26 protein-coding genes and 1 tRNA gene are annotated in these 20937 nt (G+C 66.9%); 8 read left to right on the top strand and 19 right to left on the bottom strand.

Annotation, left to right across the window (positions count from 1 at the left end; all coding sequences use genetic code 11):
• Positions 1 to 7 precede the first annotated feature (7 nt).
• Positions 8 to 598, bottom strand: a complete 591-nt coding sequence (locus ACETK8_RS11495; RefSeq protein WP_374036066.1) for an inorganic diphosphatase — start codon at positions 596 to 598, stop codon at positions 8 to 10.
• A gap of 25 nt (positions 599 to 623) precedes the next feature.
• Positions 624 to 713 (bottom strand) — tRNA-Ser (locus ACETK8_RS11490).
• A gap of 71 nt (positions 714 to 784) precedes the next feature.
• Here ACETK8_RS11490 and ACETK8_RS11485 point away from each other — a divergent pair.
• From ACETK8_RS11485 to ACETK8_RS11460, 6 genes are all read left to right on the top strand, one after another.
• Positions 785 to 1627, top strand: a complete 843-nt coding sequence (locus ACETK8_RS11485; protein WP_374036065.1) for a septal ring lytic transglycosylase RlpA family protein — start codon at positions 785 to 787, stop codon at positions 1625 to 1627.
• A gap of 48 nt (positions 1628 to 1675) precedes the next feature.
• Complete coding sequence (tmk, locus tag ACETK8_RS11480; protein ID WP_374036064.1) at positions 1676 to 2302, top strand: dTMP kinase; 627 nt, start codon at positions 1676 to 1678, stop codon at positions 2300 to 2302.
• The gene (locus tag ACETK8_RS11475; protein ID WP_374036063.1) at positions 2299 to 3282 is read left to right on the top strand and encodes a DNA polymerase III subunit delta'; all 984 of its coding nucleotides are present in this window, start codon (positions 2299 to 2301) and stop codon (positions 3280 to 3282) included. Before tmk ends, ACETK8_RS11475 begins: the two co-directional genes overlap by 4 nt.
• The gene (locus ACETK8_RS11470; RefSeq protein ID WP_374036062.1) at positions 3279 to 4058 is read left to right on the top strand and encodes a TatD family hydrolase; all 780 of its coding nucleotides are present in this window, start codon (positions 3279 to 3281) and stop codon (positions 4056 to 4058) included. The genes ACETK8_RS11475 and ACETK8_RS11470 overlap by 4 nt, the downstream gene beginning before the upstream one ends.
• Entirely contained in the window at positions 4055 to 4858 is an 804-nt protein-coding gene (locus ACETK8_RS11465) for an MBL fold metallo-hydrolase (protein ID WP_374036061.1), read from the top strand. Before ACETK8_RS11470 ends, ACETK8_RS11465 begins: the two co-directional genes overlap by 4 nt.
• A 134-nt stretch (positions 4859 to 4992) precedes the next feature.
• Positions 4993 to 6291, top strand: coding sequence for an ISNCY family transposase (locus ACETK8_RS11460; RefSeq protein ID WP_374036060.1), 1299 nt, complete (start codon positions 4993 to 4995; stop codon positions 6289 to 6291).
• Positions 6292 to 7169: 878 nt separating this feature from the next.
• On the opposite strand, the gene ACETK8_RS11455 is transcribed toward ACETK8_RS11460, so the two are convergent.
• Entirely contained in the window at positions 7170 to 7505 is a 336-nt protein-coding gene (locus ACETK8_RS11455) for a hypothetical protein (protein WP_374036059.1), read from the bottom strand.
• A 260-nt stretch (positions 7506 to 7765) separates the two neighbouring features.
• Between ACETK8_RS11455 and ACETK8_RS11450 the strand changes: the two genes are divergently transcribed.
• Positions 7766 to 7948 (top strand): DUF3606 domain-containing protein, encoded by a 183-nt coding sequence (locus ACETK8_RS11450; protein WP_109102243.1) that lies wholly within the window; start codon positions 7766 to 7768, stop codon positions 7946 to 7948.
• A 15-nt stretch (positions 7949 to 7963) separates the two neighbouring features.
• Here ACETK8_RS11450 and lpdA read toward each other — a convergent pair whose 3' ends face one another.
• The 13 genes from lpdA to ACETK8_RS11385 form a co-directional block, all read right to left on the bottom strand.
• Positions 7964 to 9367 (bottom strand): dihydrolipoyl dehydrogenase, encoded by a 1404-nt coding sequence (lpdA, locus tag ACETK8_RS11445; RefSeq protein WP_374036058.1) that lies wholly within the window; start codon positions 9365 to 9367, stop codon positions 7964 to 7966.
• 94 nt (positions 9368 to 9461) lie between these two features.
• Complete coding sequence (locus ACETK8_RS11440) at positions 9462 to 9944, bottom strand: glutathione peroxidase (RefSeq protein ID WP_374036057.1); 483 nt, start codon at positions 9942 to 9944, stop codon at positions 9462 to 9464.
• A 31-nt stretch (positions 9945 to 9975) separates the two neighbouring features.
• Positions 9976 to 10452, bottom strand: a complete 477-nt coding sequence (locus ACETK8_RS11435; RefSeq protein ID WP_374036056.1) for a hypothetical protein — start codon at positions 10450 to 10452, stop codon at positions 9976 to 9978.
• 65 nt (positions 10453 to 10517) lie between these two features.
• Positions 10518 to 11801 carry a pyruvate dehydrogenase complex dihydrolipoamide acetyltransferase gene (locus ACETK8_RS11430; protein WP_374036055.1) on the bottom strand — a complete coding sequence of 428 codons (1284 nt, stop codon included), beginning with the start codon at positions 11799 to 11801 and terminating at the stop codon, positions 10518 to 10520.
• Positions 11798 to 12121: a DUF5076 domain-containing protein gene (locus ACETK8_RS11425; RefSeq protein ID WP_374036054.1), complete on the bottom strand. Its 324-nt coding sequence runs from the start codon at positions 12119 to 12121 to the stop codon at positions 11798 to 11800. The genes ACETK8_RS11430 and ACETK8_RS11425 overlap by 4 nt, the downstream gene beginning before the upstream one ends.
• On the bottom strand, positions 12118 to 12417 hold the full coding sequence (locus ACETK8_RS11420; RefSeq protein ID WP_374036053.1) for a DUF5076 domain-containing protein: 300 nt from the start codon (positions 12415 to 12417) through the stop codon (positions 12118 to 12120). The genes ACETK8_RS11425 and ACETK8_RS11420 overlap by 4 nt, the downstream gene beginning before the upstream one ends.
• Positions 12414 to 13781, bottom strand: a complete 1368-nt coding sequence (locus ACETK8_RS11415; protein ID WP_374036052.1) for a pyruvate dehydrogenase complex E1 component subunit beta — start codon at positions 13779 to 13781, stop codon at positions 12414 to 12416. Before ACETK8_RS11415 ends, ACETK8_RS11420 begins: the two co-directional genes overlap by 4 nt.
• On the bottom strand, positions 13778 to 14812 hold the full coding sequence (gene pdhA / locus ACETK8_RS11410) for a pyruvate dehydrogenase (acetyl-transferring) E1 component subunit alpha (protein ID WP_374036051.1): 1035 nt from the start codon (positions 14810 to 14812) through the stop codon (positions 13778 to 13780). The genes ACETK8_RS11415 and pdhA overlap by 4 nt, the downstream gene beginning before the upstream one ends.
• A gap of 124 nt (positions 14813 to 14936) precedes the next feature.
• Entirely contained in the window at positions 14937 to 15266 is a 330-nt protein-coding gene (locus ACETK8_RS11405; RefSeq protein ID WP_374036050.1) for an FtsB family cell division protein, read from the bottom strand.
• Between the two features lie 276 nt (positions 15267 to 15542).
• Positions 15543 to 16820 (bottom strand): phosphopyruvate hydratase, encoded by a 1278-nt coding sequence (eno, locus tag ACETK8_RS11400; RefSeq protein WP_374036049.1) that lies wholly within the window; start codon positions 16818 to 16820, stop codon positions 15543 to 15545.
• Between the two features lie 85 nt (positions 16821 to 16905).
• On the bottom strand, positions 16906 to 17526 hold the full coding sequence (locus ACETK8_RS11395) for a hypothetical protein (RefSeq protein WP_374036048.1): 621 nt from the start codon (positions 17524 to 17526) through the stop codon (positions 16906 to 16908).
• 117 nt (positions 17527 to 17643) lie between these two features.
• Positions 17644 to 17826: a 50S ribosomal protein L32 gene (gene rpmF, locus ACETK8_RS11390; RefSeq protein ID WP_374036047.1), complete on the bottom strand. Its 183-nt coding sequence runs from the start codon at positions 17824 to 17826 to the stop codon at positions 17644 to 17646.
• Positions 17827 to 17945: 119 nt separating this feature from the next.
• Entirely contained in the window at positions 17946 to 18479 is a 534-nt protein-coding gene (locus ACETK8_RS11385) for a GNAT family N-acetyltransferase (protein ID WP_374036046.1), read from the bottom strand.
• 45 nt (positions 18480 to 18524) lie between these two features.
• Here ACETK8_RS11385 and ACETK8_RS11380 point away from each other — a divergent pair, with 45 nt between their 5' ends.
• The gene (locus ACETK8_RS11380) at positions 18525 to 18854 is read left to right on the top strand and encodes a hypothetical protein (protein ID WP_374036045.1); all 330 of its coding nucleotides are present in this window, start codon (positions 18525 to 18527) and stop codon (positions 18852 to 18854) included.
• Here the strand turns inward: ACETK8_RS11380 and ACETK8_RS11375 are convergent.
• From ACETK8_RS11375 to ACETK8_RS11365, 3 genes are read right to left on the bottom strand one after another with little or no spacing between them, the layout of a single operon-like run.
• Positions 18851 to 19378 (bottom strand): GNAT family N-acetyltransferase, encoded by a 528-nt coding sequence (locus ACETK8_RS11375; protein ID WP_374036044.1) that lies wholly within the window; start codon positions 19376 to 19378, stop codon positions 18851 to 18853. The genes ACETK8_RS11380 and ACETK8_RS11375 overlap by 4 nt on opposite strands.
• On the bottom strand, positions 19371 to 20483 hold the full coding sequence (locus tag ACETK8_RS11370; protein ID WP_374036043.1) for an NAD(P)/FAD-dependent oxidoreductase: 1113 nt from the start codon (positions 20481 to 20483) through the stop codon (positions 19371 to 19373). The genes ACETK8_RS11375 and ACETK8_RS11370 overlap by 8 nt, the downstream gene beginning before the upstream one ends.
• Positions 20480 to 20935, bottom strand: a complete 456-nt coding sequence (locus ACETK8_RS11365) for a type II toxin-antitoxin system RatA family toxin (RefSeq protein WP_374036042.1) — start codon at positions 20933 to 20935, stop codon at positions 20480 to 20482. Before ACETK8_RS11365 ends, ACETK8_RS11370 begins: the two co-directional genes overlap by 4 nt.
• Positions 20936 to 20937 lie beyond the last annotated feature (2 nt).

The raw sequence follows: 20937 nt of genomic DNA, 5'->3' as shown, positions 1-20937 counted from the left end.
CTCCCGATTATCGGCGATAGGCGGCCAGGGCCGCGTCGAGCACGGCCTGGGCCTCGCCCGCGTCGCCATAGCCGTTCAGCACGACGGGGTTCGGCCCCGGCGTCAGGGTTTTATAGACCTCGAAGAAGGCCGCGATCCGTCGGCGCTCGATTTCCGGCAGGTCGGTGATGGTCCGGATGCCGTCATAGGTCGGATCGACGTCGGAGGCTGGCACGGCGATCAGCTTGTCGTCCGCCTCGCCCGCGTCGGTCATCCGCAGAATGCCGACCACCCGCACCCGGATCAGGGCGCCCGGCGTCACCGGCTCGCGCGTCAGGACCAGGGCGTCCAGCGGATCGCCGTCCCCGCCCAGGGACGAGGCGACGCCGCCGTAGTTGGCCGGATAGGCGACCGGCATCTGCTGAAAGCGATCGACGATGACCAGGCCGGTGTCGCGCTCGATCTCGTACTTGGCCATCGAGCCGGTCGGGATCTCGACGACCATATAGACCTCGTGCCCGCCTTCCGGCTGAGGATAGTCGAAGGGGCTGATGGTCTGGGCGACGGCCGGTGAGGCGAGGGCGATCGCGGCGAGGGCCGAGGCGATGACTTGGATCATGGTCGGGTCCGCGATGCGAAAAGCATGGCGGACAGGGTGGGATTCGAACCCACGGTAGGCTTCCACCTACGGCGGTTTTCAAGACCGCTGCCTTAAACCACTCGGCCACCTGTCCGGCTGGAGAGGGGGCATAGCAGTGCATCCCTCGTTAACCAAAACGGAAATCGGGTCGGCGATGATTTCGCCATGTCGATTTCGCCTGTTCTCCTTCGCCGCGCCTCTCGTGTCGCCGTGGTTTCCGCCGTGACGGCCCTTCTGGCGGCCTGCGCCAGCGCGGGCGCGACAGGCGGGGGCATCGTGCGGATGCCCGGCGGCGGGACGCGCGTGGCCGAGGCCGCGCCGGTCGTGACCGATCCTGCGCCGATCGTGTCCGGCACCATGCGCCGCTATCAGATCCGGGGACGCTGGTATCAACCGGAAGACCAGCCGAACTACGATCAGGTCGGTCTGGCCTCCTGGTACGGCGACCAGTTCAACGGCCGCCCGACCGCGACCGGAGAGCGGTTCGACATGCACGCCCTGACCGCCGCCCATAAGACCCTGCCCCTGCCGGGTCTGGTGGAGGTCACCAACCTGGCCAACGGCCGCCGGGTGGTCCTGCGCGTCAACGATCGCGGGCCTTTCGTGGACGACCGGATCATCGACCTGTCGCGCGGCGCGGCCGAGGCGCTGGACATGCTGAACCGGGGCGTGGGCGAGGTGCGGGTCCGCTATCTCGGTCGGGCGCCGCGTCTGGGCGGCGGGACGGTGCTGCAGACCGCCGAGGCTGCGCCGCCTCCAGCCGTCGTCGCGCCGCCGGTCGTGGAGGATCAACGCTACTGGATCGAGGTCGTCGCCTATCGCGACCAGCCCCAGGCCCAGGCCGCCGCCGGCCGAATCGGTCGCTCTGCCCGCGTCCAGGCGGCGACCGACAACTCCATGTTTCGCGTCCTGATGGGGCCCTGGCACGACGTCAACGCCGCCGAACGGGCGCGTCAGTCGGTCATGGCCGAAGGATTTGGCGGCGCCCTGTTGATATCGGCGCGATAAGCCGTCTGCGCCCTTGGCCCCGGCCGTCCGGGTCGCCATTGTGCGCCGGTGACCCGAGGACAATTCATCACCTTCGAGGGCGGGGAGGGGACCGGCAAGTCCACCCAGGCCGCCCGTCTCGTCGCCGCCCTGAAGGCGCGCGGCATCGACGTCGTGCATACGCGTGAACCCGGCGGCTCGCCCGGCGCCGAGGATATCCGGAACATCGCCCTGAACGGCGACGCCGGCCGCTGGTCGCCCCTGACCGAGACCATGCTGATGTTCGCCGCTCGCAGCGACCATCTGGAGAAGACCATCCGTCCGGCTTTGGCCGCGGGTCGCTGGATCGTCTGCGATCGCTTCGCCGATTCCAGCCGCGCCTATCAGGGCGCCGGCGGCGGCACGCCAGCCGACTTCATCGAGGCCCTGGACGCCGCCATCGTCGGACACGACCAGCCGGACCTGACCCTGATCTTCGACCTTCCCGTCGAGGTGGGTCTGGAGCGGGCGTTGGCGCGCGGCGCAGGCGAGACCCGGTTCGAATCCAAGGGGCTGGAGTTCCATCGGCGTCTCAGAGACGGCTTCCTGTCGGTCTCGGCCCAGCATCCCGAACGCTGCCGCCTGATCGACGCGACCGGAGAGCCCGACGTGGTGACCGAGCGGGTCTGGCGGGCCGTGGAGCCCATCCTGCCGTGAGCGAGCACCCGCGCGACCGGTTCGAGCTGATCCCGTCGCCGGCGGCGGAGACGGCCTTCGTCGATTCGCTGGACCGCGGCCGGCTGCACCACGCCTGGCTGGTTTGCGGGCCCGAGGGTCTGGGCAAGGCGACCTTCGCTTATCGCGCCGCCCGCCGCCTTCTGGGGGCCCAGCCGGATCCGTCACGCGGGCCTCTGGGCGCGCGGCCGTCCGATCCGGTCAGCCAACTGATCTCGGCCCAGTCCCACCCCGATCTTCTGGTGCTGGAGCGGCTGGTCGAGGGCGGCAAGACCAAGAAATCCATCTCCGTCGATCAGGCGCGCGACCTGCCGGAGTTCTTCGCCAAGAGCCCCTCGCGCGCCGCCTATCGCGTCGCCATCATCGACGCCGCTGACGACCTGAACATCAATGCCGCCAATGCCTTGCTGAAGGTTCTGGAGGAACCGCCTGAGCGCGGCGTCCTGTTCCTGATCACCCATGCGCCGGGGCGGCTGCTGGCGACCATACGCTCGCGCTGCCGCCGTCTGACCTTCCAGCCCTGGGCCCAGGACGCCGTGGCGACCCTGCTGGAGCGCCAGACCGAGTTGGAGGGCGACGAGGCCGAACGGATCGCCGGCATGGCGCGCGGATCGCCAGGCGCGGCCCTGTCTCTGGCCACCACGGCCAATCTGGAGCTGGACCGGCTGGCGCGCCGCTGGGTCGACGAAGGCCCCGTGGACCGGGCCGAGGCCCTGTCGGTCGCCGACGGCTTCCGGGGCGCGGAGGGTCAGGCGAGGTTCGAGGCCCTGCTGGACCGGCTTGCCGCCGCGGTGAAACAGCGCTCGCTGGAACAGGCGGGGCAGGGGGCCGCTTGGGCCGATCTGTGGACCCGTCTGACCGAGGCCCCGGACCGGGCGGCGGCGATCAATCTGGACAAGGGGGATCTGCTGGCCGGGGCGCTGGCGGATCTGGCGCGCGTGAAACGGATGGCCGGCGGATGATCATCGACAGCCACGTCAATCTGCACGCCGTCCAGTTCGACGAGGACCGCGACGCCGTCATCGCCCGGGCCCGCGAAGCCGGGGTCCGGATGATGGTCGAGATCTCGGACAAGCTGTCGACCTTCGAGGCGACCCACGGCCTGGCCATGGCGCACCCGGACATCTGGTGCACCGTCGGCGCCCATCCGCACGAGGCCAGGGACCACACGGCCATGACGGTCGAGGATCTGGTCGCCCTGGCCCAGCGACCGCGCGTCGTCGGCATCGGCGAATGCGGCCTGGACTTCCACTATGACTTCAGCCCGCGCGACCAGCAGGCCGAGGTCTTCAGAACCCACATCAAGGCGGCTCAGGCGACGGGTCTGCCGCTGGTCGTCCATACGCGCGAGGCGGACGCCGAGATGGCCGCAATCCTGCGCGAAATGCGGGCCGAGGGACCGTTCCGTTTTCTCATGCATTGCTACACCAGTGGTGCGGAACTGGCGGAAGAGGCTGCGGAAATGGGCGCCTGGTTCTCGGTCTCGGGCATAGCGACCTTCAAGGCGGCCGAGGACGTGCGCGCCGTGATCCGCACCATGCCCGCCGAGCGGATCATCGTCGAAACCGACTGCCCCTATCTGGCGCCCGTGCCGCATCGCGGCCGTCGCAACGAGCCGGCCTATATCGGCCATGTGCTGCAGGCCCTGGCCGATATCCGGGGCTGGGACCGGGAGGAGGCGGAGGCGAAGACGACGGACGCCTTCTTCAGCCTGTTCGACAGGATCCCGCGCCCATGAGCGGGGAGGTCGAGATCACCATCCTCGGCAGCGGTTCGTCCGGCGGCGTGCCGCGCGGCGACGGCGACTGGGGCGCCTGTGATCCGGCCGAGCCGAAGAACCGCCGCAGCCGCTGTTCGGCGCTGGTACGGCGACGCGGCCCGGACGGCGACACGACCGTCCTGATCGACACTTCGCCAGACCTTCGCGAGCAGATGTTGAGAGCCGACGTTAAGTCGGTGGACGCCGTTCTCTACACCCACGACCATGCCGATCAGACCCACGGCATCGACGATCTGCGGGTCTTTGCCATTCGCGGCCGTCGGCGGATTCCGGCCTGGATGGACGTGGCGACGCGCGAGGCGCTGGTGTCGCGTTTTCCGTACATCTTCGAGAGCCAGCTGGGCTATCCGGCCATTCTGGAGCTGAAGGAGATTCCGGCGCACGGCGTCGACTGGTCCGTAGATGGCCCGGGCGGTCCGGTTCCGGTCGTGACCTTCGACCAGGGTCACGGACCGATCCGGTCGGTCGGCTATCGCATCGGCTCCGTCGCGTATTCCAGCGACATCGACGCCCTGGACGATGCGGCATTCGAGGCGCTGGCCGGCTGCAAGCTCTGGATCGTCGATGCGCTGCGCTGGACGACGCATCCGACGCACAGCCATGTGGATCGGACGCTGGACTGGATCGCGCGCAGCGGCGTGGAGCGCGCCGTGCTGACGAACCTGCACATCGATCTGGATTACAACGCTTTGGCGGCGCTTCTTCCGGCCAATGTCGAAGTCGGCTTCGACGGCTGGAGCGCCAAGGCGGCTCTGTGACACCGAAATCGGCACGTCCGATTTCGCATAATATATCTTAGGCGATGACGAGATGTAGCCGCCATTTAGTAATGTCACCGGCGTGCCAGTTAGAGATGGCACCCTCCCTCATTTTGCGTGGGAGGTCCTCCAAAGTGGCGCTGCACTTCATGAGCGACAAGGAGCTTAGCCGAGTCGAGATCCTGCGCGATCTGACGGCCGGACGGCTGACGGTCTCGGCGGCCAGCGAGTTGATGGGCCTGGAGCGCCGCCAGGTCCTGCGGTTGTCGAAGGCCTACCAGGAGCAAGGCGCGACGGCCCTCATCTCCAAGAAGCGCGGTCGGGCCAGCAACCGTCAGACGCCCACGGCGATCAAGGATCAGGCGCTGGAGCTGATCAAGGCCCGTTACGCCGACTTTGGCCCAACGCTGGCCGCCGAGAAGCTGCGCGAGGTCCACGGCATCGTCGTCGGCCGTGAGACGCTTCGGCTGTGGATGCTCGACGCCGGTCTCTGGGCGGACCGCGTGAAGCGCCGCGGCCGGGTCTACCAGCCGCGCTATCGGCGCGAGTGCGTCGGCGAGCTGGTCCAGGTCGACGGCTCGGAGCACTGGTGGTTCGAGGATCGCGGGCCGCAATGCACCCTGCTCGTCTTCATCGACGACGCCACCAGCCGACTGATGCACCTGCAGTTCGTCCAGTCGGAGTCGACGTTCGCCTACTTCAACGCCACGCAGCGGTATCTGGAGCAGCACGGCAAGCCGGTGGCCTTCTACACCGACAAGCATGCCGTCTTCCGGGTCAACAAGCCTAGCGGCCTGCACGGCGACGGCATGACCCAATTCGGCCGCGCCCTGAAGGCGCTCAGTATCGAGATCATCTGCGCCAACTCCAGCCAGGCCAAGGGCCGCGTGGAACGCGCCAACAAGACCTTGCAGGACCGGCTGGTGAAGGAACTGCGCCTCGCCGGCGTCAGCACCATGGAAGATGGAAACGCCTTCCTTCCGGCCTTCATGGCCGACTACAACGCCCGCTTCGCCAAGGCGCCGTTCAACGACAAGGACCTGCATCGACCCATGCAGGCCCGGGATCGGCTGGATGAAGCCTTCACCTGGCGTGCCGAGCGGACGCTGTCGCAGTCCCTCACCCTCCAGTACGACAACATCCTCTTCATGATCGAGCCGTCCGAGTTCGCCCAGGCCGCGATCGGCCGGCGGGTCGAGGTCGTGGACTTCCCCGACGGGCGCCTGGAGGTCCGCTACAAGGGCCACAGCATGCCCTACCGCACCTTCGACAAGCTGCGGCGCGTCACCGAGACCGCCGTGCTCGAGAACAAGCGCTTAGGCGGTCTCCTCACCCTGATCCGCGAGAGCCAACAGACCCAACCGCCAGGCATGCGCACCAGCAAGGGCCCGAAGCGGCGCGATCAGACCAAGCACATGTTCAGCGTGGGATAAGGCCGCGATTTACGAATCTACCCAACTGCTCACCCCTGGTGAGTAAATTCGACTGAAGCTAAATCGAGTTCCCTGCCCCGCTCACGGTCTAGTCGAGGCTTTGCCAAGGTCCTTCAAGCCAAGCCAGTTCAGGTGTTGGCGTCGGCAGCGCTCCAGTCACGAACAAGCCTGTGACCATTAAGTCATTGATAGCGCTTGTCCTCAGAGGCCCCTTTCCGAATGGAAAGCTCCACGGGCGGGTCCAGGTCGCGACTAGACCGGCGCTAAGGACCGATCCCAGGTTCGACACGGCTTGCCGGGCTTGGGCCAAGGTGTCGTCGCCAGCAGCATGCGCAACCGCCACGACGAGCATCCCAGATAATTCCGGCCCGCTCCGAGCAGCGCATGCGAGGTAAATGTCAGGAGCCTGTTGCTCCCGCTGGCAAACAGTCCACGAGGGAGCCCATGCCTCGGTAGTCAGGAACTCCGCTTCCTGTCCCGATGTGAGCTGCCCCGGCTTTGCGTGGGTCCACTTGGCCGTCCCAGCTGCATTCCAGCCGATACGTCCAAACGAAATCGCCCGATGATTGGGTGAGCCAGGGCCTTTTGCTAACTGTGTGGACCTAACCGCTGCAGACCCTCTTGGACGCTGCATCATCGGATCAAAGACTTCGGAGATCTTCGCCCAGTTCGACGCCAGCCAAGGCGCGCTTTCCGCATTGCGCGTGAGGATTACGAACACATCGTACTGACCAGCCCACCCGCCAGCGGATGGCGTCCCGTCATTGCCCGGCTGCGCTGGTTGCGCCGCCTGCGCGGGAGAAGGTGCTTCACGATTGCCCATGAGCTTGGAAAACCAAGACATCTAATAATTGCTTCCTGCCAAGGCTGATAGGCGCTCAAACAATACGGGGCACACCCGGCGCGCGATCACGTGGACCTTCACCGATGATCATGAGGTCGAGCAGAACTTCAAACTTGTCCGCGAGGGCGATATTTTCACGAGCACCGGTAACGTAAGGCGCTTGATTTCGGATGGCCTTTGCAGCGTTTCGGAGCGCGTCGAGGATTTGCTTGGATATGACGTGCTCCGACTTGAGCGCCTCCGCCTTTTGGCCAAGGTGATCATACAATGCGGCGAAGGACGGCAGGTCAAAGCTCTCAGAAGCGAGCAGCCGCATCGTCGAGGCTCTTGTCAGTTCTTCCAGAGCTAGATCGTAGTCATTTGCGGCCATGACCTAACTCTAGCCGCTGGCCGCCCAAGGGCCAATACGACTCCGGTGGCAGCATGACGGACCTCAGTGCTTCGCGCGCCTAACGGCGCACTCGGAAAACAAAGGGCGAAGCTGAACGGCCGGTGCGGAGGGCAGCGGTCGGGCTCTGCGCGGTTGGAGGGCTCCGCGCCCGCCCGCTCCCCTCACCTATCCCCTGGTGACATTTCTATCTGGCGCCCGGCGCGACATCTCTAACCGGCGTAGACACGAGAAATGCCCTCATGGCCGGTCTCAAGGACAAACGCGGCTTCATCGACAAGGACCGTCTCGACCTCTCCGAGCGTCAGGCCGTCGAATATTGGATGAAGCGCTGGGGCGTCACGCGCGACCAGATCACGACCGCCCACCGCAAGGTCGGCCGGATGACCAAGGACATCGCGGCCGAGCTCGGCAAGAAGCGCTGAGGCGCCTCTTGCGCCTTACAGGTGGATCACCCGCCCATAGGCGTCCAGCGCGGCCTCGTGCATGGCCTCCGACATGGTCGGGTGCGGATAGACGATGCCGTGGATGTCTTCCTCGGTCGCTTCCATGGCGATGGCGGTGACATAGCCCTGGATCATCTCGGTGACCTCGTGGCCGATCATGTGGGCGCCGATCAGGGCGCCGGTCTTGGCGTCGAAGATGACCTTCACGAAGCCCTCGATCTCGCCGGCGGCCACGGCCTTGCCGTTCACGCGGAACGGGAAGCGGCCGATCTTGACCTCGCGCTTGGCTTCGCGAGCGCCCTGCTCGGTCACGCCGACCGATGCGACCTGCGGCTGGGCGTAGGTGCAGCCGGCGATCGGAGAGTTGACGTTCGGGGTCTTGTAGCCGGCGATGTATTCGGCGGCGTGGATGCCCTCGTGCGAGGCCTTGTGCGCCAGCCAGGGCGCGCCGGCGCAGTCGCCGATGGCGTAGAGCCCCTTCACGTTCGTGGCGCAGTGGCCGTCGATGGTGATGTGGCCGCGATCCATGTTGACGCCCAGGGCCTCCAGGCCGATGCCGTCGGTGTTGGCGGTGATGCCGACCGCCGAGATGCAGATTTCGGCTTCCAGGGTCTCGGCCTTGCCGCCGGCCTCGATGGCGACCTGGACCCCCTTCCCGGCCTTGGCGACCTTGGTCACCTTGCAGCCGGTGCGGAACTTGATGCCGCGCTTCTCCATGGCCTTCTGGGCGGCCTTGGAGACCTCTTCGTCCTCGACCGGCATGATGCGGTCGACCGCTTCCACGACCGTCACTTCAGCGCCCAAGGCCCTGTAGAAGCTGCCGAATTCGATGCCGATGGCGCCCGATCCGATGACCACGATGGAGGCCGGCATCGTCTTCGGCGCCAGGGCCTCGCGATAGGCCCAGATCTTGTCGCCGTCGGCTTCCAGGCCGATCTGCGGGATGGCCTTGGCGCGGGCGCCGACGGCCAGCATGACCGCCTTGGCCTCGACCGTGCGCGAACCGCCGGCCTTCAGGTCGATGACCACCTTGGGCGCCGCCGCGCCCTTCTCCAGCTTGGCCGAGCCCTCGATGACCTCGATCTTGTTCTTCTTCATCAGGAAGGCGACGCCCTTGTTCATCGTCGCCGCGACGCCGCGCGAGCGCTGGATGATGGCGTCGAAGTCGAAGGTCGCGCCCGACGCCGCCAGACCATAGTCCTTCAGATGGCTCAGGCTTTCGAACTTCTCACCGGACTTCAGCAGGGCCTTGGTCGGGATACAGCCCCAGTTCAGGCAGATGCCGCCCAGGTTCTCGCGCTCGACGATGGCGACCTTCTGACCCAGCTGACTGGCGCGGATCGCGGCCACATAGCCGCCCGGGCCCGAACCAATGACGATGAGATCGAATTCGGCCAAGACGAAGCCTCCAGTGAATTGTCACGGGGTTGTAGCGACCCCTGCCCCGCCCTGAAAGCTTGACCTTCCGGAACGTAACCAGCCGTGACCGGCCTCAGGCCAGCAGCTTCTCGATTTCGGGCGCGATAGCGGCCGGTTCGACGTCGGGGGCGAAGCGGGCGACCACCCTCCCCTCCCGGTCGGTCAGGAATTTGGTGAAGTTCCACTTCACGTCGCGACTGCCCAGAAAGCCGCGCTTGTGCTGGGTCAGCCAGTTGTAGATCGGGTGGCGGTTGGGCCCGTTGACCTCGATCTTGTCGAACATCGGAAAGCCGACGTCATAGGTCGAGGAACAGAAGGCCGCGATCTCCGCCGCCTTGCCGGGCTCCTGACCGCCGAACTGGTTGCAGGGAAAGCCCAGAACCTCGAACGGCTGATCGGCATACTGGCGATGCAGAGCCTCCAGCCCCGCGTACTGGCCGGTGAAGCCGCATTTGGAGGCGGTGTTGACGATCAACAGGGCCTGTCCGCGAAACCGGTCGAGCGAGACCTCGGTTCCGTCGATGGCCGTGGCGGTGAAGTCGTAGACGGTGTGCATGGCCTGAAGATGAGTGCGTCGGGCCGCTGGATCAATGCACGGCGCATTCGCCCAGAGCCGCGAACGATCCCGCCAGGGTGAAGGTCTCGCGGATGCCGTCGCCCGGAATGGCGACCGTCAGGCTGCGGCCCTGCCCCAGACCCCGCATCAGGGCGCGAAGGGCGGTCTTCTGGGCGGCCGTGGAGGCATCGGCGGTGAACAGCACCTGGTTCTGGTCCAGCACGCGCCGGTTCAGCGGCCAGTTGGTGGAGCGGCCGTCGATGGTCAGGATCACCCCGACGTTGGCGGCGTCGGCTCCGCCCGTCATGCCGCGCGGCTCCAGCGTGACGCTGGGCGCGCGGTTCAGGGCCGTATCCGGACAGGCGATGTAGAAGGTCGTGCCCCGGCCGTTGGTCACCGTGGCCTCGGTCACGCCCTGTCCGTATCCGCTGGTCCAGCGGCCGTCGGCGGCCAGCACGGTCGCGGGCGCGATCAGGCAGATCAGGGCGACGGCGGTCAGCGATCTCATGGCGAACTCCTTTGGCGGCCACGAGATAAAGCCCCGCTGGCCGCCAAAGGTTTCGTCGGGCCGGATCAGGCCAGCATCGTCACCGGATCTTCGATCAGCGGCTTGAAGGCCTGCAGGAAGCGGGCGCCGGTCGCGCCGTCCACCACGCGGTGATCGCAGGTCAGGGTGACGGTCATCACCGTGGCCGGGACGACCTGGCCGTTCTTGACGACCGCGCGCTGTTCCCCCGCGCCCACGCTCATGATGCAGCCCTGGGGCTCGTTGATGATCGAGGTGAACTGCTTGATCCCGAACATGCCCAGGTTAGAGACCGAGAAGGTGCCGCCCTGGAATTCTTCGGGCTTCAGCTTGCGGTCGCGGGCGCGCTTGGCCAGGTCCTTGGCCTCCACCGCGATCTGCGACAGCGACTTCAGCTCCGCCTTGCGGATGATCGGGGTGATCAGGCCGCCGTCGATCGCCACCGCCATCGCCACATCGGCGTTGTGGTGCATGGCGATGCCTTCCGGCGAGTAGCTGGCGTTGGCTTCGGGCACCAGCTTCAGCGCCAGGGCCGAGGCCTTGATGACGAAGTCGTTGACCGAGACCTTGATGCCCTTGGGCTCCAGCAGTGCGTTGACCTTGGCGCGGACGGCCATCAGGGCGTCGATCTCGCAGTCGATGAACAGCGGGAAGTGCGGGACGTTCTGGACCGACTCCACCATGCGGCGGGCGACGGCCTTCTTCATTCCGTCCAGCGGGATCAGGTCGTAGCTGCCGTCCGGAATGCCCATCTGGGCCAGCGACTGGACCTTGCGGGCTTCGGCGGCCGGAGCGGAGGCAGAAGCCGTCGCGGCCTTGGCGCCGCCCTTGCCGGCGGCCTCGACGTCGGCGCGGACGATGCGGCCGTGCGGGCCGGTGCCCTTCAGGCTCGACAGGTCCAGACCGGCGTCCTTGGCCAGACGACGGGCCAGGGGCGAGGCGAAGACGCGTTCGCCGGACTTGGCGGCAGGCGCAGCGGCGGGAGCGGCTTTCGGAGCCTCGGCGGCCTTGGGCGCTTCCGCCTTCGGGGCTTCGGTCTTGGCGGGCTCAGCGGCCTTCTCGGCAGCCTTGGGCGCGGGAGCGGCCGCGCCGCCCTCGTCCGCCAGGCGGGCGATCGGGGTGTTGACCTTCACGCCCTCGGTCCCTTCGGCGACCAGGATGTCGGTGATGGTGCCTTCGTCGACGGCTTCCACCTCCATGGTGGCCTTGTCGGTCTCGATCTCGGCGATGACGTCGCCGGCCTTGACGACGTCGCCGGCCTTGACGTGCCATTTGGCCAGAACGCCCTCTTCCATAGTGGGCGACAGGGCGGGCATCAGGATGTCAGTCATCGGGCGTTGTCCCCCTTGAAGGCGGCGGGTTCGACGACGGTGGCGACATTGTCGGCCTTGATCACGTCGCTCAGTCCCGTGAGGATTTGGTTGTAGGCGGCCCGCTCGTCGTGGCCGTGACGCACGGCGTAGCCGTGGGCCATGTGCCGCGCGGCGACCGCCAGCATCTCGCCGAACTTGGCCGGGTCGTTGAAGGCGGGCTTCAGCGTCATCACGGGCTCGCCGCGCGACCACCAGAACCGCAGGACCTCCACCGCATCCGGGTCAGAGGCGACGCTCTCCGGAACGCTCAGCTGAAACTCGGTCGGTTCGTTGCTCATTTCGATGCCTTCGCGGCCGCGGCGGCCTCGCCGTTGGCGTGCCCCCTCGCCCAGCCTTCCTTCAGCAGGGCCTTGGCCTCTTCCTGGGTGAAGCCGCCGTTCTTTTCGTAGGCATAGGCGAAATGCCAGCACAGCTCGGCCAGCATCTCGCCCATGGTGCTCGGATCGTCGAAGGCCGGGCGACAGATGATCGCCGGACCCTGCGGGCCGATCCACACGCGGGTCAGCTCCACCGCCGAACCGTCGGTGACGGCCCCGACCTCGTCCGGTTCCGGCAGGGCGTAGGGATGGGTCACGCCATCACCGCCTTCACGGCCGCGACGATCTTGTCCGTGCCCGGCAGCGACAGGGCTTCCAGGTTGGCGGCATAGGGCAGCGGCACGTCTTCCTGGTGAACGCGCAGAGGCGGGGCGTCCAGATAGTCGAAGGCGTGTTCGATCACGCGGGCCACGACCTCGGCGCCGACGCCCATCGGACCCCAGCCTTCCTCGGCCGAGACCAGACGGCTGGTCTTCTTGACGCTCTCGACGATGGTGTCGGTGTCCAGCGGACGCAGGGTGCGGATGTCCACCACCTCGACCGAGATGCCCTCGGCTTCCAGCTGTTCGGCGGCCTGCAGGGCGAAGCCGACCATGCGGCTGTGGGCCGTGATGGTGACGTCCGTGCCCTCGCGGCGGACCTTGGCCTTGCCGATCGGCAAAACGTAGTCCTCGACCTCCGGCACGTCGAACTCCAGGCCGTACATCATCTCGTGCTCGAGGAAGACGACGGGGTTCGGGTCGCGGATGGCGGCCTTCAGCAGGCCCTTGGCGTCGGCCGCGTCATACGGCGCGATGACCTTCAGGCCGGGCACCTGGGCGTACCAGGCGGAGTAGTCCTGGCTGTGCTGGGCGGCGACGCGGCTGGCCGCGCCGTTCGGGCCGCGGAACACGATCGGCGCCTTGATCTGACCGCCCGACATGTAGAGCGTCTTGGCGGCCGAGTTGATGATGTGGTCGATCGCCTGCATGGCGAAGTTGAACGTCATGAACTCCACGATCGGCTTCAGGCCGCTCATGGCGGCGCCGACGCCCAGACCCGCGAAGCCATGCTCGGTGATCGGGGTGTCGACCACGCGGCGCTCGCCGAACTCCTGCAGCAGTTCGCGGCTGACCTTGTAGGCGCCCTGGTACTGGGCGACTTCCTCGCCGATCAGGAAGACGTTCTCGTCGCGGCGCATTTCCTCGGCCATGGCGTCGCGGAGCGCATCGCGGATGGTCGTCTTGACCAGTTTGGCGTCGGCCGGGATTTCCGGATCCTTCAGCTCGACCTTGGGCTTCACCGGCGCATCGGCGGGCGCGCCCTCGGCGGCCGGAGCGGCATCGGCCTTCGGGGCCTCCTTGGCGGGAGCCTCGGCCTTCGGCGCGGGGGCGGCGGCGCCGGCCTCACCGGCCATGCGGGCGATCGGGGTGTTGACCTTCACGCCCTCGGAGCCTTCGGCGACCAGGATCTCGGCGATCTCGCCCTCGTCCACGGCCTCGACCTCCATCGTGGCCTTGTCGGTCTCGATCTCGGCGATCACATCGCCTGCCTTGACCACATCGCCCGCCTTCACGAGCCATTTGGTCAGGTTGCCTTCTTCCATCGTGGGCGACAGCGCCGGCATCAGAATGTCGGTCACTGGGCGGTCTCCACATAGACGTCCGTATAGAGTTCGGACGGATCGGGCTCAGGGCTTTCCTGAGCGAACTGCACGGCTTCGGCCACGATGGCCTTGATCTCGTTGTCGATGGCTTTCAGCTCGTCCTCGGTGGCCTTGGCCTGTTCGAGCAGCATCTTGACGTGGTCGATGGGGTCGCGGGTCTTCTTGACCTCGTCGACTTCTTCCTTGGAGCGGTATTTCGCCGGGTCGGACATCGAGTGGCCGCGATAGCGATAGGTCTTCACTTCAAGGATGAAGGGGCCGCCGCCTTCACGGGCGCGCTTCACGGCGCGTTCCACAGCGTCCTTGACCGCCAGCACGTCCATGCCGTCGACCTGCTCGCCCGGAATGCCGAAGCTGGCGCCGCGGTTGTAGAGCTCGGTCGTGGACGACGAGCGTTCGATGCTCGTGCCCATGGCGTACTGGTTGTTCTCGATGATGTAGATGGCCGGCAGCTTCCACAGCTGGGCCATGTTGAAGCTCTCGTAGACCTGACCCTGGTTCGAGGCCCCGTCGCCGAAGTAGACGAAGGCGACCGAATCGTCGCCGCGGTACTTGCCGGCGAAGGCCAGGCCGGTGCCGAGCGCCACCTGGGCGCCCACGATGCCGTGGCCGCCGTAGAAGCCGGTCGGCACGTCGAACATGTGCATCGACCCGCCCTTGCCCTTGGACGAGCCGCCGATGCGACCCGTCAGCTCGGCCATGACCTCTTTCGGATCCATGCCGGCGGCCAGCATGTGGCCGTGGTCGCGGTAGCCGGTGATGATCTTGTCGTGGCCCGGCTTGACGCTCTCCTGAACGCCGACGGCCACGGCCTCCTGACCGATATACAGGTGGCAGAAGCCGCCGATCAGACCCATGCCGTACAGCTGGCCCGCCCGCTCCTCGAAGCGGCGGATCAGAACCATCTCACGATAGTAGCGAAGCAGGTCTTCCTTGGACGCGGTCGGCGTGTTCGGAATTTTGGCGGACCCTTTGGAATCCGTGGTTTTCTGGGCGGCTCTCGCCATCCGGCATCTCCCGGTGGAGCCCACGGCGAAACGCGCCGGACGGGCCTCTTGTCGTTACGGAAAGCGGCTGTAGCAGCCTTCGTTCCCCAAAGGCAAAGCACGCCACCTGGGCTGTAACAAGAGTTCAGGAGAGGTTTGCGCTCGCAGCGGTGGGCTGGATGGCGACGGTACGCACCACATAGTCGCGGGGATCGCTGAAACCGAGCACGGCGCGGGCCCGCTCTTCCAGAAGGTCGCGCGACAAACTGCCCGTGCGGAGATACCGCACCCGGACTTCCAGGTCGGCGCGTTGTTCGGTCAGGGCGGTCAGTTGGGCTTCACGCTGGGCCAGACGCGTATCGCGCTCGGCGCCGCTGAGCAGGCCGCGTTCCCCCGTCAGCGCCTGGATCCCCAGATAGCCGACGAGCAGGAACAGACAGGCGGTTACGGTATAGGGCTTCATCTGTTCGGGCATCGCGAACGCTCCTTCTGAGCGTGGGTCACAGTTCATCGTTTGTGACCGAAAATGCCTAACAAACCCTAGCTTTGCCGTGGAATCACGAAGGTTTACCTTCTCACCCGTGCACCCCAGCGAAGGCTGGGGTCCGGATGGAAGACGTCAGCGCTTCGAGCAGCAAGGACGATGCGCAATCCCAACGTCCAGAGTTCGTGATCTGGACCCCAGCCTTCGCTGGGGTGCACGGAGACTGGATAAAAGGGCGACGCTACGAACGCCGCCCTCCCCAGACGCCTACTTCAGCAGCATGCCGTCGCCGTAGTAGGAGGCCTGGTCGCCCAGCAGTTCCTCGATGCGCAGCAGCTGGTTGTATTTGGCCGTGCGGTCCGAACGGGCCAGCGAGCCCGTCTTGATCTGTCCACAGTTCGTCGCCACGGCCAGGTCGGCGATGGTCGAATCCTCCGTCTCGCCCGAGCGGTGGCTCATGACGGCGGTGTAGCCGGCGCGGTGGGCCATATCGACGGCGTCCAGCGTCTCCGACAGGGTGCCGATCTGGTTGACCTTGACCAGGATGGAGTTGGCCAGACCTTCGCCGATGCCGGCGGCCAGGCGAGCCGGGTTGGTGACGAACAGGTCGTCGCCCACGATCTGGACGCGTTCGCCCAGCGCGTCGGTCAGCAGCTTCCAGCCCTCGAAATCGTCCTCGGCGCAGCCGTCCTCGATCGAGACGATGGGGAAGCGCTCGCAGAGATCGGCCAGATAGGCGACCATCCCCTCCCCGCCCAGGATCTTGCCTTCGCCGGTCATGTTGTAGGCGCCGTTCTTGAAGAACTCGGTCGCGGCGACGTCCAGCGCCAGGTGGAAGTCCTCACCGGCCAGATAGCCGGCCGCCTGGCCCGCCTTGGTGATGAAGCTCAGGGCTTCCTCGGCCGAGGCCAGGTTGGGGGCGAAACCGCCCTCGTCGCCGACGTTGGTGTTGTGACCGGCGTCCTTCAGCTGCTTCTTCAGGGCGTGGAAAATTTCCGAGCCCATCCGCAGGCCTTCCGAGAAGCTCTCGGCGCCGGTCGGCAGGATCATGAACTCCTGGATGTCGATGGGGTTATCGGCGTGGGCGCCGCCGTTGATGATGTTCATCATCGGGGTCGGCAGGACGCGGGCCGAGATGCCGCCGACATAGCGGAACAACGGCAGGCCGGCCGAGATGGCGCTGGCCTTCGCGACCGCCAGCGACACGCCCAGGATGGCGTTGGCGCCCAGACGGCCCTTGTTCTCGGTGCCGTCCAGGGTGATCAGGGCCTCGTCGATGCGGCGCTGGTCCTCGGCGTCCATGCCCGACAGGGCGTCGAAGATCTCGCCGTTGACGGCGTCGACCGCATTCTGGACGCCCTTGCCGCCCCAACGCTCCTTGTCGCCGTCGCGCAGCTCGACCGCTTCGTGGGCTCCGGTGGAGGCGCCGGACGGCACGGCGGCCCGGCCGAACGAGCCATCATCCAGGATCACGTCCACTTCCACCGTCGGGTTGCCCCGGCTGTCGAGGATCTGGCGGGCGACGATGTCGGCGATGTCGGTCATGGGAGGCCTTCGGCGTTCAAAGGAAAATCAGGCGTCGGGGTTTAGCCCGACGCCTGCGAATCGCCAACTCGCCTCCTGTCAGGTCTTAGGCGCAGCCTTCGACCAGCTGGATGGCCGGGCCGCCGATGTGGACGATGGACGCCTTGCCCTCGCCGTCGATCTCGTAGCGGATGCCGCGCGCGGCCGGGTCCTGGACGTATTCGCCGGCCGTGGCCGGGGCGCCCGTGGTCCAGACGAAGATGTCCTCGGCCGGCGCCGGCGAATATTTGTGCGGCTGGGACACGGCCAGCGGGCCGTAGGCGGCCTTGATCGCCGCGGCCGTGTCGCCGACGCCGAACCCGCGATCGGTCTTCAGGGTGGCGGGCGAAGCCACCGAGATGCGGGTCAGGATGCCGTTCTCCAGCATCACGGTCACGCCTTCCGGCGACCGGGCCGGACGCCACTGGTCGCACACGTCGGGCTCTGCGCCGCCGACCAGGCTGGGATTGAACTTGTCGCCCACGGCGGCGATCACCTCGGCCTTGGTCATGCCGATCCGCACCGGACCATAGCCGCCGGCCGTCAGGGTGTTGGCGTCGGGCGCCGGGGTCGCGGGCGCGGTCGGCGCGGGCGTTTCAGGGGCGGACGCGGGCGGCGTCGCCTCGGGCTGGCCGCAGGCGGCGAGGATCAACGCCGAGACGGTGACGGCGGAAAGGGTGCGGATCATGGGACGCTCCTCGTTGTTGAGCGGCCATAACGCACGAAAACGCCGCGCGGTTGACCCGCGCGGCGTAAACTTCACAGTTTCGTCCCGGCTCGACGGCCGGGATGACATATCAGAAGACTAGTCTTCCTTCGGCGTCAGAACCTGACGACCGCGGTACGTGCCGGTCTTCAGGTCGATGTGGTGCGAGCGGCGCAGCTCGCCCGTGTCCTTGTCCTCGGTGTAGGCGTTGGCGCCGAGGGCGTCGTGGGCGCGGCGCATGTTGCGACGCGAGGGCGATACTTTGCGCTTGGGAACGGCCATGTCCGTCTCATCTCGTATACGGCGCCGGTTCCCGGGTGGGCCTGACGCAAAAAAGGAAGCGGCGGCCCTCGGGAGAGCCGCCTGCGAGCGCGGGCTTATGCCTGAACCTTCTCAGGACTTCAAGGCCTCGCTGACGATCCTTCGACCCGCGCGGTCCAGGCCCGTCGCGTCAGGCCATAATAGAGACTGTCCTTCCATTCGCCCCCGACATTCCAGGTCCGCTCGGCAAAACCCGTCCGCGTGAAGCCCAGCTTTTCCAGCAGTCGGATCGACGCCTGATTCGCCGGATCGACGTCGGCGGTCAGCTCATTCACCTCGCGCGTGGCGAAGACATGGGCGATGGCGGCCCCGACCGCCTCGGACGCCAGCCCCTGACCCCAGTGGTCCGGATGCAGGATGTAGCCGATGTCCGGCAGGCGATAGAAACCGGCCTTGCCGATCACCCGGCCGTCGCGCTCGATGACGAAATCGTCCGAGCCTTCGGCGTTCCCGGCCAGCATCCCGCCCAGCCAGGCCTGCGTCTCGTCCAGCAAGCCATGCGGCGGCGTGGACCACCACTCGGTCGCGCGCGGATCGGACAGCACGGCGTGGATCGCCGCCAGATCGTCCGGCCGGGCGTGGCGCAGTCTCAGCCGGGGCGTTCGGATCTCCATACGGTGAGCCTTGCCGGACGGCGCGCCTCGGCGTCAAATGTCTGAATGACGGAGACCCACGCCCCTCACCCGCCCCGCAGCAAGACGCTTCGGCTCTGGCTGATCATCGGCTCGGTCGCCGCCGTTCTGGGGATCGTTCCGATCGCCATCATGGGCATGATGTCGGTGATGGCCTCCGACGCCGGCACGAACGCGTGGATCAACGCCTTCATGTTCATGTCCCTGACCTTCCCCGTCGCCGTCATCGTGGGGCCGGTCCTGGCCTGGATCGCCTACGCCCTCCGGCGCGAGAGGCTGTCGTGGATCCTGCTGTTCGCCCCGCTCGCCTGGCCGGTCCTGATCGTGGCCATCATGATCGTGGGGCCGAACGCCTAGGTCAGGTCGCGCGTCAGCACCGTGAAGGCCAGATCGTCCCGGCGCGGCAGGCCGAAACGCGGATCGGTGGACGGGAACGGACGGCTCTCTCCCGTTTCGGCGTAGCCGCAGCGGACATACCAGTCGATCAGCTCGCGCCGCTGGACGATGACGGTCATCTCCATGGTGCGGGCGCCGAAGCGGGTGCGGGCGGTGTCTTCCGCCGCCGCGATGAGCTTGCGCCCCAGTCCCCCACCCTGCCGCTCCGGATCGACCGACAGCATGCCCAGATAGGCCAGCCTGTCGCCCTTGTCGTTCACCGAGACGCAACCCACGAGCACCCCATGCCGCTCGGCCAGCAGGATGACGTAGGTCGGATCCTCGATCATCGCCCGCAGCGCGGCGACATCGGTCCTCTGCCCGTCCAGCAGGTCCGCTTCGTGCGTCCAGCCCTTGCGGGCGCTGTCGCCGCGATAGGCGGCATGGACGAAGGGCTGCAGCCGCTCGACATCGTCCAGCGTCGCCGCGCGGAACACCTCAGACACTCAACATCTCCACGACCGCTTCCCCGATGGCCAGCGAACTGGTCAGGCCCGGGCTCTCGATGCCGAACAGGGCGACCAGACCCTCGATGCCATGATCGTCCGCACCGCGCAGCTGGAAGTCCGGCTGGGTCTCGCCCGCGCCGTGCAGTTTGGGCCGGATCCCCGCATAGTCCGGCGTCAGGGCGCCGTCCGGGAGGCCCGGCCAGAAGCGGCGGATATAGGTCGCGAACCCCTCGGCCTTCGCCGGATCGACGCTGTAGTCCTCGACCTCGACATACTCCAGGTCCGGCCCGAACACTGCCTGCCCGCCCAGGTCCTTGCGGTAGTGGGTGCCCAAGGCCCCCGCGATGGGCGGCGGATAGATCAGCCGCTCGAACGGCGCCTTGCCGGTCAGGCGGAAATAGACGCCCTTGCCGAAATGGCCTTTCGGGATGTGGTCGGCCGGGAAGCCCTCGATCCGCCCGGCCACGTCCTGTGACGATAGCCCGGGCGCGGTGACCAGAAGCCGACAGGTCAGGGTCGCGCCACCCTCCCCGCCTGCCGTCACAGAAAACCCGCCGCCCGGCAGAGGCTCGGCCCGCTCGAACGGGGTCGAGACCACGACCGACCCGCCGCCGTCCTCGATCTCGCCTTCCAGGGCCAGCATATAGTCGTGGCTGGCGAACAGGCCGCTCTCGGGCGACAGGATGGCGGCGTGGGCGTTCAGCTCCGGCTCCATCGCCCGCGCCTGTTGCCCGCTCAGGTGCTCCAGCCCCTCGACCCCGTTGGTCGTGGCCTGCTGGAAGATCCGTTCGATCAGCGGGACCTCGTCCTCATTGGTCGCCACGACCAGTTTCCCGCATTTGCGATAATCGATCTTGTGGCTGTCCAGATAGGCGTAGAGCGCGCGGCGTCCCTCGACGCAGAACTTCGCCTTCAAGGACCCCGTCGGATAGTAGAGTCCGCCGTGGATGACTTCCGAGTTCCGCGACGACACCCCCTGACCGATGTGCGGCTCCTTCTCCAGCACCAGCACCGTCAGTCCCCGCTTCGACAACGCCCGGCCACAGGCCAGACCCACGGCCCCGGCCCCCACCACCACGGCGTCGAAGTCGAACTCGGTCATCCGGGTTTTCCGTACCGTCTCTGGGCCTCGGCCTCGAAGCTCTCGATCAGCTTGCCGACCGCCAGGTCGAAGTTGGCGTTCAGCATGGCGTTCAGGATCGGGCTCTTGAAGGCGAAGTCGATCATGAACTCCAGCCGGGTCCCCTCGGGCATCTCCACAAAGTCCCAGCGGTTCTTCAGGTGTTTGAACGGCCCTCGCAGCAGTCCGACCTCCACTCTCGGCAGGTTCCGGTCATGCCGCACCCAGGTCGAGAACCGTTCCTTCATGAAGGCGAAGCCCACGGCCGCCTCGGCGTCCAGCAGCGACACGCCGGCCGCCTCCTCGCGCCGGTTCCAGACGCGCATCGACGTCACCCACTTCACGAAGCGTGGATAGGCCTCCACGTCCGCCACCAGATCGGCGAGCTGGGCGGGACTGTAGGGCAGGTTTCGGGTGACGCGGTGGACGGCCAATC

The sequence above is a fragment of the Brevundimonas staleyi genome (assembly GCF_041893865.1).
Lineage (GTDB): Bacteria > Pseudomonadota > Alphaproteobacteria > Caulobacterales > Caulobacteraceae > Brevundimonas > Brevundimonas staleyi.
Note: the sequence above shows the minus strand (reverse complement) of the source record. Positions and strands in the feature narration are given on the sequence as shown.

Excerpts from the sequence above, each read along its gene's own strand:
- ACETK8_RS11380 (WP_374036045.1), top strand. The coding sequence starts at position 18,525 with ATGACGGAGACCCACGCCCCTCACCCGCCCCGCAGCAAGACGCTTCGG.
- ACETK8_RS11470 (WP_374036062.1), top strand. The coding sequence starts at position 3,279 with ATGATCATCGACAGCCACGTCAATCTGCACGCCGTCCAGTTCGACGAG.
- ACETK8_RS11395 (WP_374036048.1), bottom strand. The coding sequence starts at position 17,526 with ATGATCCGCACCCTTTCCGCCGTCACCGTCTCGGCGTTGATCCTCGCC.
- ACETK8_RS11435 (WP_374036056.1), bottom strand. The coding sequence starts at position 10,452 with ATGAGATCGCTGACCGCCGTCGCCCTGATCTGCCTGATCGCGCCCGCG.
- eno (WP_374036049.1), bottom strand. The coding sequence starts at position 16,820 with ATGACCGACATCGCCGACATCGTCGCCCGCCAGATCCTCGACAGCCGG.
- ACETK8_RS11440 (WP_374036057.1), bottom strand. The coding sequence starts at position 9,944 with ATGCACACCGTCTACGACTTCACCGCCACGGCCATCGACGGAACCGAG.
- ACETK8_RS11455 (WP_374036059.1), bottom strand. The coding sequence starts at position 7,505 with ATGGCCGCAAATGACTACGATCTAGCTCTGGAAGAACTGACAAGAGCC.
- pdhA (WP_374036051.1), bottom strand. The coding sequence starts at position 14,812 with ATGGCGAGAGCCGCCCAGAAAACCACGGATTCCAAAGGGTCCGCCAAA.
- ACETK8_RS11465 (WP_374036061.1), top strand. The coding sequence starts at position 4,055 with ATGAGCGGGGAGGTCGAGATCACCATCCTCGGCAGCGGTTCGTCCGGC.
- ACETK8_RS11385 (WP_374036046.1), bottom strand. The coding sequence starts at position 18,479 with ATGGAGATCCGAACGCCCCGGCTGAGACTGCGCCACGCCCGGCCGGAC.
- ACETK8_RS11425 (WP_374036054.1), bottom strand. The coding sequence starts at position 12,121 with ATGAGCAACGAACCGACCGAGTTTCAGCTGAGCGTTCCGGAGAGCGTC.
- rpmF (WP_374036047.1), bottom strand. The coding sequence starts at position 17,826 with ATGGCCGTTCCCAAGCGCAAAGTATCGCCCTCGCGTCGCAACATGCGC.
- ACETK8_RS11485 (WP_374036065.1), top strand. The coding sequence starts at position 785 with ATGTCGATTTCGCCTGTTCTCCTTCGCCGCGCCTCTCGTGTCGCCGTG.
- ACETK8_RS11405 (WP_374036050.1), bottom strand. The coding sequence starts at position 15,266 with ATGCCCGAACAGATGAAGCCCTATACCGTAACCGCCTGTCTGTTCCTG.
- ACETK8_RS11370 (WP_374036043.1), bottom strand. The coding sequence starts at position 20,483 with ATGACCGAGTTCGACTTCGACGCCGTGGTGGTGGGGGCCGGGGCCGTG.
- ACETK8_RS11430 (WP_374036055.1), bottom strand. The coding sequence starts at position 11,801 with ATGACTGACATCCTGATGCCCGCCCTGTCGCCCACTATGGAAGAGGGC.
- ACETK8_RS11450 (WP_109102243.1), top strand. The coding sequence starts at position 7,766 with ATGGCCGGTCTCAAGGACAAACGCGGCTTCATCGACAAGGACCGTCTC.
- ACETK8_RS11495 (WP_374036066.1), bottom strand. The coding sequence starts at position 598 with ATGATCCAAGTCATCGCCTCGGCCCTCGCCGCGATCGCCCTCGCCTCA.